This window comes from Streptomyces odontomachi (assembly GCF_024435355.1).
GTDB classification, from domain to species: domain Bacteria; phylum Actinomycetota; class Actinomycetes; order Streptomycetales; family Streptomycetaceae; genus Streptomyces; species Streptomyces odontomachi.
In genome coordinates this window covers 96,584-108,781 of the sequence record NZ_JAMJWG010000012.1, presented here as the reverse complement: position 1 = coordinate 108,781, position 12,198 = coordinate 96,584, and the positions used below count along the sequence as shown (strand labels likewise).

Below are 12,198 nucleotides of genomic sequence, written 5' to 3'. Positions count from 1 at the left end.
GCATGTCGACAAAACGCTGAAGTGACCTGCCCGCCTGCGATATACCAGGTGTACCAAGGTTGCAGGTGGTGCGACGATGGACAGTATGGGGGATAAGGCAACTCTGTTGGAGACAGGGCGTTTTGTGCAGTCGGTCGACCGGGACGAGCCCGGGGTGGCCGCAGAAGAGGCCCGCCGGCGGCTCGCCGCCGAGGCCGGGGACGTCGAGGCCATGAGTGTCCTCGGCGCCACACTGCTGCGCCGTGGCGACCTCGACGGAGCCGAGCCCCTGTTGCGCGCCGCCACCACCGCCGGAGACCGCGCCGCCGCCAACAACCTCGGGGTGCTGCTGCACCAGCGCGGCTGCCAGGACGAGGCCGCCGGGTGGTGGCGCATCGCCGCCGTCGCCGGTTCGGCCGCCGCGGCGCACGCCCTCGGCCGGCACCACCGCGAACGCGGCGACGAGCCGGCCGCCGAGTACTGGCTGCGCCAGTCCGCCGAGCAGGGCCACGTCCTCGGTGCCTACGCGCTCGCCGACCTCCTCGAGCACCGCGGGGAGCCGGGCTCCGAGCACTGGATGCGTGTCGCCGCCGAGCACGGCCACCGCGAGGCCGCCTACCGGCTCGCCCGGCTCCTGGACCAGCAGACCGAGCTCAACGAGCCCGAGGCCACCGGCGCCCGGCCCGGACGGGCCACAGCCGAAGGCGCGCCACCCTCGGGTGACGGCGCGTCCGCGGCCCCGGACGAATCCGGGGCCGCGCGGCTCTCCCCGGCCGAGGAGGCCGAGCAGTGGTACCGGCAGGCCGCAGCGCGTGGCCACCGGCGCGCCGCCCTGCACCTGGGGCGCATCCTGGAGAAGCGGGGAGCGCTCAAGGAGGCCGGACGGTGGTACCTGACGTCCGCCAAGGACGGGGAGGCGCGCGCGGCGTGCGCGCTCGGCTTCCTGCTGCGTGACGCGGGCGACGTGGACAGCGCCGCCGTCTGGTGGCGCAAGGCCGCCGAGGAAGGCGACGGCAACGCCGCCAACGCCCTCGGTGCGCTGCACGCCGAGCGCGGCGAGCCGGAGACCGCCGAGCGCTGGTACCGCACCGCGCTCGACGCCGGCGACATCAACGGCGCGTACAACCTCGCCCTGCTCAGCGTCGGGCGAGGCCGCTCCCGGCAGGCCGAGCAGTGGTACCGGCACGCCGCCTACGCCGGCCACCGCGAGGCCGCCAACGCGCTCGCCGTGCTGCTCCTCCAGAGGGGCGACGCGGCGGGTGCGGAGCCGTGGTTCTCCAAGGCCGCCGAGGCGGGCAGCGTCGACGCCGCGTTCAACCTGGGCATCCTGCACGCCGGTCGGGACGACGACCAGGGCGCCCTGGCCTGGTACGCGCGCGCCGCCGCGGCCGGCCACACCGAGGCCGCCCTCCAGGTCGGCATCGCGCTGCTGCGGGACGGGGACGAGGCCGGCGCCGAGCGGCACCTGCGGTGCGCCGCCGGCGGCGGCAGCCCCGAGGGCGCGTACCGGCTGGCCGCCCTGCTCGACTCCCGACGCCCTCCCCCTGCCGCCCACGAGTTGGGCGAGCCCGTGGTGGAGCGGGCAGAGTGCGAGGAGTGGTACGAACGGGCCGCCGAGCAGGGGCACCGGCGCGCCCAGGTCCGGGTCGGCATGCTGGCCGCTGCGCGCGGTGACGTGGTCGAGGCGGCCGGCTGGTACCGCAGGGCCGCCGAGGCGGGCAGCAGCAACGGCGCTTTCAACCTGGGCCTGTTGCTGGCCCGCGAGGGCAGCGAGCCCGAGGCGGCGCTGTGGTGGCGCCGCGCCGCGGACGCCGGGCACGGTCGGGCCGCGCTCCGGCTTGCGCTGCTGTTCGCGCGGCGCGGGGAGTTGGCGGAGGCGCAGCGCTGGAGTGCGCGCGCCGCGGAGTTGGGCCCCGACGAGGTGACGGCCCGCGCCCAGCGCCTGGGCGATGCGCTGCGTCAGGAACTGACGGCCTAGGAAGGCCGTCCAGGGCGGCTGTACGCGCGCCGGAGCCGAGAGCGCGCCCCCTTGGACCGTACGCGGCGCCGAGGGCGCCCTTCTGCGCCGGGGGATGCCTTGCGGGGGTGGCCTGTTGGGCTGGGACAGAGCCCGGGCGGGAATCGATTTGCGCTGGTCTGAAGCGTCGCGTAGGGTTGATCTCAACGACGCGGGGTGGAGCAGCTCGGTAGCTCGCTGGGCTCATAACCCAGAGGTCGCAGGTTCAAATCCTGTCCCCGCTACTGAAGGTCTGAGGCCGGGTTCCGAGAGATCGGAGCCCGGCCTCAGACGTGTCCGGAAAACACGCTTCCGCAAGGTGCCAAGGCCGGCCAACCGGCATCGACGGCAGGGCGCCGCGTCAGCGATGAGTCAGTTCTGCGGGCCAGTGGTCGGCGCAGTCCGGGCAGATGCCCCGGTAGGTGACCTCGACATCCGATACGGCGAAGCCGAAACGTTCCGACGTGGGAAGATCGGCGAGCGGGTTGCCGCCCGGGTGGACGTCGCGGATCGCCCCGCAGCCCGAGCAGACCAGGTGGTGATGCGGACGGTGAGCGTTCGGGTCGTACCGCTTGGCCCGCCTGTCCGTGGTGACTTCGAGCACCTCACCGAGCGAGACCAGTTCGCCCAGCGTGTTGTACACCGTCGCGCGGGAGATCTCGGGGAGCTTGGCCACGGCGCGAGCGTGCACCTCGTCGGCTGTCAGATGGACATGGTCCCCGTCGAGGACCTCGGCCACGACGCGGCGCTGTGCGGTCATCCGCCATCCGCGTCCGCGTAGTCGCTCCAACAGGTCACTCATAACATCAGCCTAGCAGTAGCGGAGGACTAGTTCCCGAATAGGTGTGAATCTGGAAGTCCCCTTGACTTAGACATTGTCTATCGTAGGATCGTGGTCGGCGCTTCGCCCAGGGACATGACGTGCGGGAATGACGCAGGAGGCGGTTGTGACGGCGAAGGCACCGCTCCTCACGTGCGAAGTCGCCCCGCGCAGCGAGATCCGCACAGGCTCCCCGTCCCCGGTCTCCCGCATGGAGCGTCGCCAGAGAGCGGAACGACAACTTCCGCCTGGCGGACGGTGACTTCGGCAAGCGGCTGGTCGCCGCGGTCCAGGCCCTCCGCGGCTGACGGATCGCTGCTTGCCGAACCATGAGGGCCGGGCCCCCTACGAGGGTCCGGCCCTCTCAGCGTGTGAGGGCCCCGCGTCCGTGGCGTGTGCGCGCCGTCGCGCCGCCGCCCGCAAGGGCCCTCCCGGCCCGCGGCACCGCGGTGTGGCGCTACCGCGGTGCGACGGTACCGCTGATCAGTGGCGCTGGTTTCAGTAGCGCTGGTTGAGGTAGCCGAGCAGTTCGTCGTGGAGTCGGCCGTTCGACGCGGCGGCGTTGCCGCTGTGCGGGCCGGGGCGGCCGTCGAGGCCGGTGAAGCGTCCGCCGGATTCCGTGACGATGATCGCCGGAGCCGCCATGTCCCACAGGGACAGCTCGGGCTCCGCGCAGAGGTCGACCGAGCCCTCGGCGACCATCATGTACGGCCAGAAGTCGCCGTAGCCACGGGTGCGCCAGACCGCGCGCGTGAGGTCCAGGAAGCCGTCCAGCCGGCCCTCCTCCTCCCAGCCGCCGAGGCTGGAGTACGCGAACGAGGCATCGGACAGCCGGGAGACACCCGACACCTTCAGCCGGCTCGCGGAGGACAGGCTGCGCCCCGTGTACGCGCCGTGCCCCTTCGCGGCCCACCAGCGGCGCCCCAGGGCAGGGGCCGACACCACGCCGACCCGGGGCTGGAAGCCCCCTTCGCCGCCGTCCTCGCTCGGGCCGGCCTCCATCAGCGCGATCAGGGTCGCCCAGACCGGCACACCACGGACGTAGTTCTTGGTGCCGTCGATCGGGTCGATCACCCAGCGGCGCGGTCCCGTGCCCTCGATGCCGTACTCCTCGCCGAGGATCGCGTCCCGGGGGCGGGCCCGCTTCAGGTTGCCCCTGATCAGCTCCTCCGCTGCCTTGTCGGCCTCGGTCACCGGCGTCATGTCCGGTTTCGTCTCCACTTTCAGGTCGAGCGACCGGAAGCGGTCCATGGTCGCCGCGTCGGCGGCGTCCGCGAGGACATGGCAGAGGCGCAGATCATCGTGATAGTCGGGCATAAGCGAACAGTAGCGATCTCCCTTGCTCCGGAGCCACCGCGCCCTGCCGTGCAGTGGTGTCGCATCTGCGGCCAAGGGCGCGTGTCGGAGGCCTTGACAGTCAGGACGGCCGCGTCAACTCTGGCGTCAGGTCCGCAACGCCGTCGGCACGTGCGCCCGTACGGCGGTGCCCGCTCGCCGCAAGGCCGGGGAGGCGATGATGCCTGGAGCGCGGGAGTCCTTACTGGACGCGGCCGAGGCCGCGCTGACGCGGATGCCGTGGTCCAGAGTCCGCATGGTGGACGTGGCCGCCAAGGCCGGAGTCTCCCGGCAGACGTTGTACAACGAGTTCGGCAGCAAGGAAGGGCTCGCCCGCGCCCTGGTGCGCCGGCAGACCGACGCCTATCTCGCCGGCGTGGACCGTGCGCTCGCCGTTCCCGCCGAACCCCGTGAACGCCTGGCGGCCTTAGCCGAGTGGACGGTCACGTCGGCCGCCTCGAACGCCCTGGTGCGCGCGGTGCTCACCGGCCTGTGGAACCGTCGGCTGCCCACCCCCACGCTCTCCGCCGTGCCGTCCACCTCTGTGGTGCCCGCCCAGCGCCGTGCCGACGGGCCGCTGCCGGCGCCCGGCGACCTCTTCGGGATGGTGCGCGACCGCGCGGTGCACGCACTCTGCGGGCCCACGGCCGCCCGGACCGAGACGGTGGAGCAGGCCCGCCTGTGTGAGCTGACGCTGCGTCTCGCGCTGTCCTGCCTGCTGGTCCCGCCCGGCCCGGAGGGCGCGGCGCACCTCGTGAGGACGGCCCTACCCCGGCTGCCGCGGCGGACCGTCCCTTGAGCGATACGTCGGCAGCGCCGCAGGGCCGGCGCCCCGCGCGTGCTCAGCGGGCCGAGCCGGAGAGTTGCAGGCCGATCACTCCTATGATCACCAGCGTGATGGACACGACCTTGAGCACGGACACCAGGTCGTCGAGGAACACCATGCCGTAGATCGCGGTGCCGGCCGCGCCGATGCCGGTCCACACCGCGTACGCGGGGCCGACGTCGAGGCGCTTCAGGGAGAGCGTCAGCAGGCCGAAGCTGCCGAGCGCGAAGGCGCAGAAGGCGACCGTCGGCCACAGCCGGGTGAAGCCGTGCGACAGCTTCAGGCAGACCGCGAAGCCGGTCTCCAGCAGCCCGGCCACGATCACCAGCAGCCACGCCATGTCCTGCCTCCCGACTTCCGCCTGCCGTGGCCGCTGCCTCCCGACCGGCCCGCCGTCGCGCGCGAGGTCCGGGCTCGATCGCACGTTCCCGCTCGGTGCGATTATGCCCTTACCTTCCGGGCACCAGCGCAAACCTCGCGGCCCGCCACGGCTGCCCGCGGCGGGGCCGGACAGGCGGTCGGTCAGTCGCCTTCGCGCCGCTCGCGGGTGGCGAGCAGCCGGCGCAGCGAATACAGCCGGGCCGGCTCGGCGTGGCCCTCCGCCACCCAGTCGTCCAGGGCGCAGTCGGGCTCGTCGTGGCTGCACGCACGCGGGCACTCCGCCGTGCCGGGCACCAGGTCGGGGAAGGCGTGGATCACGCGGGACGGGTCGACATGCGCGAGCCCGAACGAACGCACCCCGGGCGTGTCGATCACCCAGCCGCGCGGGCCGTCCTCCCCCGGTTCGGCCAACGGGAGGGCGAGCGCGGACGTGGTGGTGTGCCGGCCGCGCCCGGTCACCGCATTGACCACACCCGTGGTGCGCCGGCGCTCCTTCGGCACCAGCGAGTTGACGAGCGTGGTCTTGCCCACGCCGGAGTGACCGACGAACGCGGTGATCTTGTCGTCCAGCAGGGCGCGCACCTGGTCGGCCGCGTCGCCGGTCTCCAACTCCTCGCGTGAGGTCACGACATACGGCACGCCCAGCGCCTCGTAGGTGGGCAGCAGCTTGTCGGGCGGGGCGAGGTCGGACTTGGTGAGCACCAGCAGCGGGTCGAGGCCGCCGTCGTAGGCGGCGACCAGGCACCGGTCGATCAGCCGCGGACGCGGCTCGGGGTCGGCGAGTGCGGTGACGATGGCGAGCTGGTCGGCGTTGGCGACGACGACCCGTTCGAAAGGATCGTCGTCGTCGGCGGTGCGGCGCAGCACGGAGTCCCGCCGGCCGATCCGCACGACGCGCGCCAGGGTGTCCTTGGCGCCGGACAGATCGCCCACGAGGGCGACCCGGTCGCCTACCACGGCGGCCTTGCGGCCCAGCTCACGGGCCTTCATGGCCATCACGATCCGGTCCTCGACAAGGCAGGTCAGGCGGCCCCGGTCGACGGTGAGCACCATGCCTTCGGCGGCGTCCTCGTGCTTGGGCCTGATGCTGGTGCGCGGCCGGGTGCCCCGGCGGCCGGGGCGGATGCGGATGTCGTCCTCGTCGGTGTGCTTGCCATAGCGGCGCATGATCCGGATCCGCCCGTCACATCCCGAGCATCCCGGTCCACAGTGCGGGGAAGTCGGGCAGGGTCTTCTCCGTCGTCGCCACGTTCTCGACCTGGATGCCGGGCACGGCCAGGCCGATGATCGCGGCGGCGGTGGCCATGCGGTGGTCGTCGTACGTCCGGAAGGTGCCGCCCCGCAGCGGACGGGGGCGGATCTCCAAGCCGTCGGCGGTCTCGTTCACATCGCCGCCGAGCTCGTTGATCTCCTTGGTGAGGGCGGCGAGCCGGTCGGTCTCGTGCAGCCGCAGATGGGCCACGCCGCGCAGTGTGGAGGGGGAGTCGGCCAGCGCGGCCACCGCGGCGATGCCGGGGGTGAGCTCGCCGACCTCGCTCAGGTCGACGTCGATGCCGTGGATACGGCCCGAGCCGGTGAAGACCAGGCCCTGATCGGTCAGCTCGCAGGAACCGCCCATGGCGGTGAAGATGTCCCGCAGCCGGTCGCCGGGCTGGGTGGTGCGTGCCGGCCAGTCGGGGATCACCACGCGCCCCGCGGTGACCAGGGCGGCGGCCAGGAACGGCTGCGCGTTCGACAGGTCGGGCTCCACGGTCAGGTCGGTGCCGAGCAGCGCTCCGGGGGTGACCCGCCAGACGTTCGGCTCGCCGCCCGACTCGGGGCTGTCCACCTGTGCGCCCGCGCGGCGCAGCATGTCGACGGTCATCCGGATGTGCGGCAGGGACGGCAGGGCGGCGCCGATGTGCCGGACCTCCACGCCGTGGTTGAAGCGCGGTGCCGACAGCAGCAGTGCGGAGACGAACTGCGAGGAGGACGAGGCGTCGATCTCGACCGGACCGCCGACCAGTGCCCCGCCACCGTGCACCGTCATCGGAAGCGCGCCGCGATCGTCGTCGATCCGGGCGCCCAGCGCGCGCAGCCCCTGGATGACGCCGCCCAGCGGCCGCTCGTAGGAACGCGGGTCGCCGTCGAACCGCACCGGGCCGTTCACCAACGTGGCGACCGGGGGCAGGAAGCGCATGACCGTGCCCGCGTTGCCGACGTCGACGGTGGCCGGGCCGTGCAGGCCGGACGGGATGATGCGCCAGGCCTCACCGGACGCGCCGGCGGCGGCCTCCGCGGTGGCCTGCGGGGCGAGCGACGAGATCGACGCCATCATGGACGCCGACGACACCGTCTCCTCGATGCCGACCCCCAGCGCACGCAGCCCGGACGCCATCAGCAGGGTGTCGCGGGAACGCAGCGGACGGCGCACCCAGCCCGGTTCGGCGGCGAGCGCGGCCAGGATCAGGGCACGGTTGGTGACCGACTTGGATCCGGGCACGTGAACCGTCGCGTCGACGGCGTCGCCCGCGTGCGGGGCGGGCCAGAGGGCGGGAAGCGCTGGGGTAGCGGTCATGACTCTCACTTTAGTGGCTGCCGCCGATCGCCAATCTTGTTCAAATGCGCCGAAATCCGCAGGAAACCCAGGCATGACAGGAGCGTCACGGGCCGTGCGGCTGGCTCGACGACCGCGTCGCACGGTGCAGCGGACCCGGCTGCTGGGCTGCCCAGGAGTTCGTGATCCGGTCGTGATCGGTACAGCGTGATCAGAACAGGGTGCTTTCCTCCGGTGCCGCCAGCTCCTTGAGCAGCTCGGGCCCGTTGTTGCGCACATTGCTGACCGCGGTCGACACCGGATACGCCCGCATGAGGCCCGGGGGCGGCGGGGCCAGGAGGGGCAGCAGCTCGTCGGGGGTGGTGTGGGACGGGTCGAGCCAGGCGTCCCAGCGGTCCGGGGTGAGCATCAGCGGCATCCGGGGGTGGATGTCGGACAGCGAGCCGGGACCGTCAGCGGGCGCCACCGCGAGCGGCGTGGTCTCGGCCTCCGTGGTGATCACGGAGCAGGTCACCCACCAGGCGTTCGGATGCTCGTCCGGCAGGGTGCGGTCCCGCCAGAACTCGTACAGGCCCGCCATCGCGAAGACCGATCCGTCGGCCGGGGTCACGAAGTACGGCTGCTTGCGCGGCCGCTTCTTCTTGCCCTCGACCTCCAGATCGCGCTCGGCCGTCCCGGTGACCCACTCGTAGTAGCCGTCGGCGGGCAGGATGCAGCGCCGGGCGGCGAAGGCGCGGCGGTACGACGGCTTCTCGTGCACCGTCTCGGCACGGGCGTTGATCATCCGCGCGCCGCCCTCCGGGGTCTTCGCCCAGGACGGCACGAGCCCCCACTTCAACCGGCGCAGCTGGCGAACCGGGGCGGGCTCAGCGGCGTCCTCAGAGTGGGGCGGCCCGGAGGGCCTCTGTTGAGGGTGGTGGCGGGCGACGGGTGGGCGGGACAGGACCGCGTAGACCTGCTTGGTGGGGGCAACGTTCCAGTCCGGAGTGAACGTCTCCTGGGGATCCCTCCCCCAAGCGCTCGACTGCGTTCCAGCAGGGGGGACCCCCACCTCGATCTCAAAGATTCCTGCGAGATCCTCTGGGCTACGACTCGCTGCATACCGTCCGCACATGCATGCCACCCTGCCACGACCGGGGCCTCCAGGGCCCCCGCCACCCCTCCATACGCCGTCTACCACCATCGCAAACGCAGCCGTACCGCCATTTTCGTCCCTCCGAGGAGCGCTTCCATGATCAGCACGGTCAGCCTCGCCGCCCCGGCCGCCGAAGGGGTCCGGGCGGGCCTGGCGTCCGCGTCCGCCGCGTCCCTGTGGGACCGGGTCTTCGGCGACCAGCCGCCCCCCGACACCTGGGTGGTGCTGGCCACCGCCGTGCTCGCGCTGGCCGTGGTCGTGCCGCACGGCGCCTGGCGGCTGGCCCGGAACGCGATCACCATCGCGCACGAGGGCGGCCACGGGCTCGTCGCCCTGCTGACCGGGCGCCGCCTCCAGGGCATACGGCTGCACTCGGACACCTCGGGGCTGACGGTGAGCCGGGGCAAGCCGACCGGTGCCGGCATGATCCTCACCGCGGGGGCCGGCTACACCGCGCCGCCGCTGATCGGCCTCGGCGGTGCGGCGCTGCTCGCAGCCGGGCACATCACCGCCTTCCTGTGGCTGGCGACCGCCCTGCTCATCGCGATGCTCTTCATGATCCGCAACGCCTACGGGGTGCTGACCGTGGTGCTCACCGGCGGCGGGTTCCTGGTGGTGTCATGGCTTGCGGGCCCGCAGGTGCAGGCCGCGTTCGCCTACGCGGTGGTGTGGTTCCTGCTGCTCGGCGGCGTACGGCCGGCCTTCGAACTCCAGGCCAAGCGGCGCCGCGGACAGGCCGGCGACTCCGACGCCGACCAGCTCTCCCGCCTCACCCACGTCCCGCCGGCCCTGTGGCTCTTCCTCTTCCACGTCGTCTCGGTGTGCTCGCTCCTGGGCGGGGGCAGCTGGCTGCTGGGGATGTGAGGAGGAGGTGCGAGCGGCGTGCGAGGGGGAGTGCGGCGCCCGGGGCGGTGAGAGGGCGTGCGCGGTGACGGGGCGGTACGCCCGTAGGTACAACGGCGTGGGAGCGCGGGTGTTCGCGCGTCACGGTGGGAGCGCCCCGTGCGGCACGGCAGGATACGCATGTGACGTCCACCCAAGGCTCCCAGCAGATCCAGCCCGTCCACACCGACGCGGGCGAGGCACGGATCACATGGCACCGGGCCGACCGCCCCCGTCTCGTCCTGGCCCTCGGCCACGGTGCGGGGGGCGGCATCGAGTCCCGCGACCTGGCCGCGTTGGCCGAACGGCTCCCCGCGCACGAGGTGAGCGTGGCGCTGGTCGAGCAGCCCTGGCGGGTGGCGGGCCGCAAGCTGGCACCCGCACCGAAGACGCTGGACACGGCATGGCGGGGGCTGTGGCCCGCGCTCGCCGAGCCCGGCCTGCCGGTGATCGCCGGAGGTCGTAGCGCGGGCGCCCGGGTCGCCTGCCGGACCGCACGCGAGCTGGGCGCTTCGGCCGTGCTCGCGCTCAGCTTTCCGCTGCACCCGCCGGGCAAGCCGGAGCGGTCCCGCGCCGACGAGCTGCTCGGCACCGGCCTGACCACCCTCGTCGTGCAGGGCGGCAACGACCCCTTCGGCAAGCCCGCCGAGTTCCCGGACGGTCCGTACTCCCGGGTCGTGGTGCCGTTCGCCGACCATGGCTTCGCCGTGCCCAAGAAGGCCTCGATCGGGCCGGACGACGTCCTGCGGATCATCACGGACGCCGTCACGGGATGGACCGCCGGATTGATGTGACTCCGCTCACGGCGATCTGCGCCGACCGCTCGACACCCACACCACCAGGACGTTCGTCCGGGGTACGGGCGCACACGGCGCGCCGCGCCGCATCGCCCCGGGGAATTACGGGCCCCCAGGTGCTGTTGTGAGGCACGTGGCACCGGCCGACGGTGCCGTTACGAGAGGAGTCCGCCGCATGGGTTCGATCACCTGCTCGAGCCGCAAGGACACGACCGGGCTGGAGTGGACCGTGCTGCAGGCCGCGAAGCAGTCCGCGGCACCGGCTCCCACCGGAGCTTATGTGCGAACGCCGGGGGGCCAGGGTCGACTATTCTCCGATTCGAGTGGGACCACACTCGGTTCCGCCACGGCATCGGAGGAGGTGGGTCCGGTCACTGGGACCGACGCGGGAACGGATCACGGCGGGGCGGAAGAGCCCGAGGAGACGCCTGCCGAGCGGAATGCCCGCTTCGAGCGGGACGCGCTCGCGTTCCTGGACCAGATGTACTCGGCGGCGCTGCGCATGACGCGCAATCCCGCTGACGCCGAGGATCTGGTGCAGGAGACCTACGCGAAGGCCTACGGTTCGTTCCACCAGTTCCGTGCAGGCACCAACCTCAAGGCCTGGATGTACCGCATCCTCACCAACACGTTCATCAACTCGTACCGCAAGAAGCAGCGTGAGCCGCAGCGCAGCGCCGCCGAGGACATCGAGGACTGGCAGCTCGCCCGTGCGGAGTCCCACATGTCCACCGGGCTGCGCTCCGCCGAGTCGCAGGCGCTCGACCACCTGCCGGACTCCGATGTGAAGGCGGCGTTGCAGGCGATCCCCGAGGAGTTCCGCATCGCGGTCTATCTCGCCGATGTAGAGGGCTTTGCCTACAAGGAGATCGCCGACATCATGGGTACACCCATCGGTACGGTGATGTCCCGGCTGCACCGCGGCCGCCGTCAGCTGCGCGGCATGCTGGAGGACTACGCCCGGGACCGTGGACTGGTCCCGGCCGGCGCCGGAGAGTCGAACGGAACGGAAGGCTCGGGCTCATGAGCTGCGGAGAGCCGCACGAGACGGACTGCAGTGAAGTACTGGATCATCTCTACGAGTTCCTCGACCATGAGATGCCCGACGCCGACTGCACCAAGTTCGAGCACCACTTCGAGGAGTGCTCGCCGTGCCTCGAGAAGTACGGCCTGGAGAAGGCCGTGAAGAAGCTGGTCAAGCGCTGCTGCGGCCATGACGACGTGCCCGCGGACCTGCGGGCCAAGGTGATGGGCCGCATCGACCTGATCCGGTCGGGGCAGGCGGTGCCCGACCGCGACGTCACGGATGCGGATGTGACGGCACCGGCGGAGGGCGGCTGAGCGGGGCCCTGCCCCGCACCGGGTGCCGTCGGCCCTGATGAGCCCCCCCCTGCGGTGACCAGCCGCTTGCGCACCGTGTTTCGTCCCCGTCGTACGCATACGCCGCCCCCGCCGGGGCAACCGGCCACGGGAAGTGGTCCACGCCCCGTGACAGAAGTGGTCCACGCCCC

12 protein-coding genes and 1 tRNA gene are annotated in these 12,198 nt (G+C 72.3%); 7 read left to right on the top strand and 6 right to left on the bottom strand.

All coding sequences use genetic code 11. The features are described from left to right. Positions 1-76 precede the first annotated feature (76 nt). Together NQO67_RS23980 and NQO67_RS23975 are read left to right on the top strand one after the other, a co-directional pair. Complete coding sequence (locus NQO67_RS23980; RefSeq protein WP_255952269.1) at positions 77-1,957, top strand: tetratricopeptide repeat protein; 1,881 nt, start codon at positions 77-79, stop codon at positions 1,955-1,957. Positions 1,958-2,146: 189 nt separating this feature from the next. Continuing rightward, positions 2,147-2,220: transfer RNA gene (locus NQO67_RS23975), tRNA-Met, on the top strand. Positions 2,221-2,336: 116 nt separating this feature from the next. On the opposite strand, the gene NQO67_RS23970 is transcribed toward NQO67_RS23975, so the two are convergent. Further along, positions 2,337-2,777 carry a Fur family transcriptional regulator gene (locus tag NQO67_RS23970; RefSeq protein ID WP_255952268.1) on the bottom strand — a complete coding sequence of 147 codons (441 nt, stop codon included), beginning with the start codon at positions 2,775-2,777 and terminating at the stop codon, positions 2,337-2,339. A gap of 516 nt (positions 2,778-3,293) precedes the next feature. Then, complete coding sequence (hisN, locus tag NQO67_RS23965; RefSeq protein ID WP_255952267.1) at positions 3,294-4,112, bottom strand: histidinol-phosphatase; 819 nt, start codon at positions 4,110-4,112, stop codon at positions 3,294-3,296. A gap of 196 nt (positions 4,113-4,308) precedes the next feature. Between hisN and NQO67_RS23960 the strand changes: the two genes are divergently transcribed. Further along, positions 4,309-4,929, top strand: coding sequence for a TetR/AcrR family transcriptional regulator (locus NQO67_RS23960; protein ID WP_255952435.1), 621 nt, complete (start codon positions 4,309-4,311; stop codon positions 4,927-4,929). Positions 4,930-4,972: 43 nt separating this feature from the next. Here the strand turns inward: NQO67_RS23960 and NQO67_RS23955 are convergent, their stop codons facing one another. The 4 genes from NQO67_RS23955 to NQO67_RS23940 all read right to left on the bottom strand — a co-directional run bounded on the left by NQO67_RS23955 (position 4,973) and on the right by NQO67_RS23940 (position 8,987). After that, positions 4,973-5,296, bottom strand: a complete 324-nt coding sequence (locus tag NQO67_RS23955; RefSeq protein ID WP_255952266.1) for a DMT family transporter — start codon at positions 5,294-5,296, stop codon at positions 4,973-4,975. Between the two features lie 182 nt (positions 5,297-5,478). After that, positions 5,479-6,504, bottom strand: a complete 1,026-nt coding sequence (gene rsgA, locus NQO67_RS23950; protein ID WP_255952265.1) for a ribosome small subunit-dependent GTPase A — start codon at positions 6,502-6,504, stop codon at positions 5,479-5,481. A 16-nt stretch (positions 6,505-6,520) separates the two neighbouring features. After that, on the bottom strand, positions 6,521-7,894 hold the full coding sequence (gene aroA, locus NQO67_RS23945; RefSeq protein ID WP_255952264.1) for a 3-phosphoshikimate 1-carboxyvinyltransferase: 1,374 nt from the start codon (positions 7,892-7,894) through the stop codon (positions 6,521-6,523). A gap of 190 nt (positions 7,895-8,084) precedes the next feature. Further along, on the bottom strand, positions 8,085-8,987 hold the full coding sequence (locus tag NQO67_RS23940) for an SOS response-associated peptidase (protein ID WP_255952263.1): 903 nt from the start codon (positions 8,985-8,987) through the stop codon (positions 8,085-8,087). A gap of 117 nt (positions 8,988-9,104) precedes the next feature. Here NQO67_RS23940 and NQO67_RS23935 point away from each other — a divergent pair, with 117 nt between their 5' ends. From NQO67_RS23935 to rsrA, 4 genes are all read left to right on the top strand, one after another. Further along, the gene (locus tag NQO67_RS23935) at positions 9,105-9,872 is read left to right on the top strand and encodes a M50 family metallopeptidase (RefSeq protein ID WP_255952262.1); all 768 of its coding nucleotides are present in this window, start codon (positions 9,105-9,107) and stop codon (positions 9,870-9,872) included. Positions 9,873-10,033: 161 nt separating this feature from the next. After that, entirely contained in the window at positions 10,034-10,684 is a 651-nt protein-coding gene (locus tag NQO67_RS23930; RefSeq protein ID WP_255952261.1) for an alpha/beta hydrolase family protein, read from the top strand. Between the two features lie 364 nt (positions 10,685-11,048). After that, positions 11,049-11,714 carry a sigma-70 family RNA polymerase sigma factor gene (locus tag NQO67_RS23925; RefSeq protein ID WP_255952260.1) on the top strand — a complete coding sequence of 222 codons (666 nt, stop codon included), beginning with the start codon at positions 11,049-11,051 and terminating at the stop codon, positions 11,712-11,714. Continuing rightward, entirely contained in the window at positions 11,711-12,028 is a 318-nt protein-coding gene (rsrA, locus tag NQO67_RS23920) for a mycothiol system anti-sigma-R factor (protein WP_255952259.1), read from the top strand. Before NQO67_RS23925 ends, rsrA begins: the two co-directional genes overlap by 4 nt. The last annotated feature ends 170 nt before the right edge of the window (positions 12,029-12,198 follow it).

Coding starts and splice junctions, on each gene's coding strand:
- NQO67_RS23980 (WP_255952269.1), top strand. CDS start 77: ATGGACAGTATGGGGGATAAGGCAACTCTGTTGGAGACAGGGCGTTTT.
- NQO67_RS23970 (WP_255952268.1), bottom strand. CDS start 2,777: ATGAGTGACCTGTTGGAGCGACTACGCGGACGCGGATGGCGGATGACC.
- hisN (WP_255952267.1), bottom strand. CDS start 4,112: ATGCCCGACTATCACGATGATCTGCGCCTCTGCCATGTCCTCGCGGAC.
- NQO67_RS23960 (WP_255952435.1), top strand. CDS start 4,309: ATGATGCCTGGAGCGCGGGAGTCCTTACTGGACGCGGCCGAGGCCGCG.
- NQO67_RS23955 (WP_255952266.1), bottom strand. CDS start 5,296: ATGGCGTGGCTGCTGGTGATCGTGGCCGGGCTGCTGGAGACCGGCTTC.
- rsgA (WP_255952265.1), bottom strand. CDS start 6,504: ATGCGCCGCTATGGCAAGCACACCGACGAGGACGACATCCGCATCCGC.
- aroA (WP_255952264.1), bottom strand. CDS start 7,894: ATGACCGCTACCCCAGCGCTTCCCGCCCTCTGGCCCGCCCCGCACGCG.
- NQO67_RS23940 (WP_255952263.1), bottom strand. CDS start 8,987: ATGTGCGGACGGTATGCAGCGAGTCGTAGCCCAGAGGATCTCGCAGGA.
- NQO67_RS23935 (WP_255952262.1), top strand. CDS start 9,105: ATGATCAGCACGGTCAGCCTCGCCGCCCCGGCCGCCGAAGGGGTCCGG.
- rsrA (WP_255952259.1), top strand. CDS start 11,711: ATGAGCTGCGGAGAGCCGCACGAGACGGACTGCAGTGAAGTACTGGAT.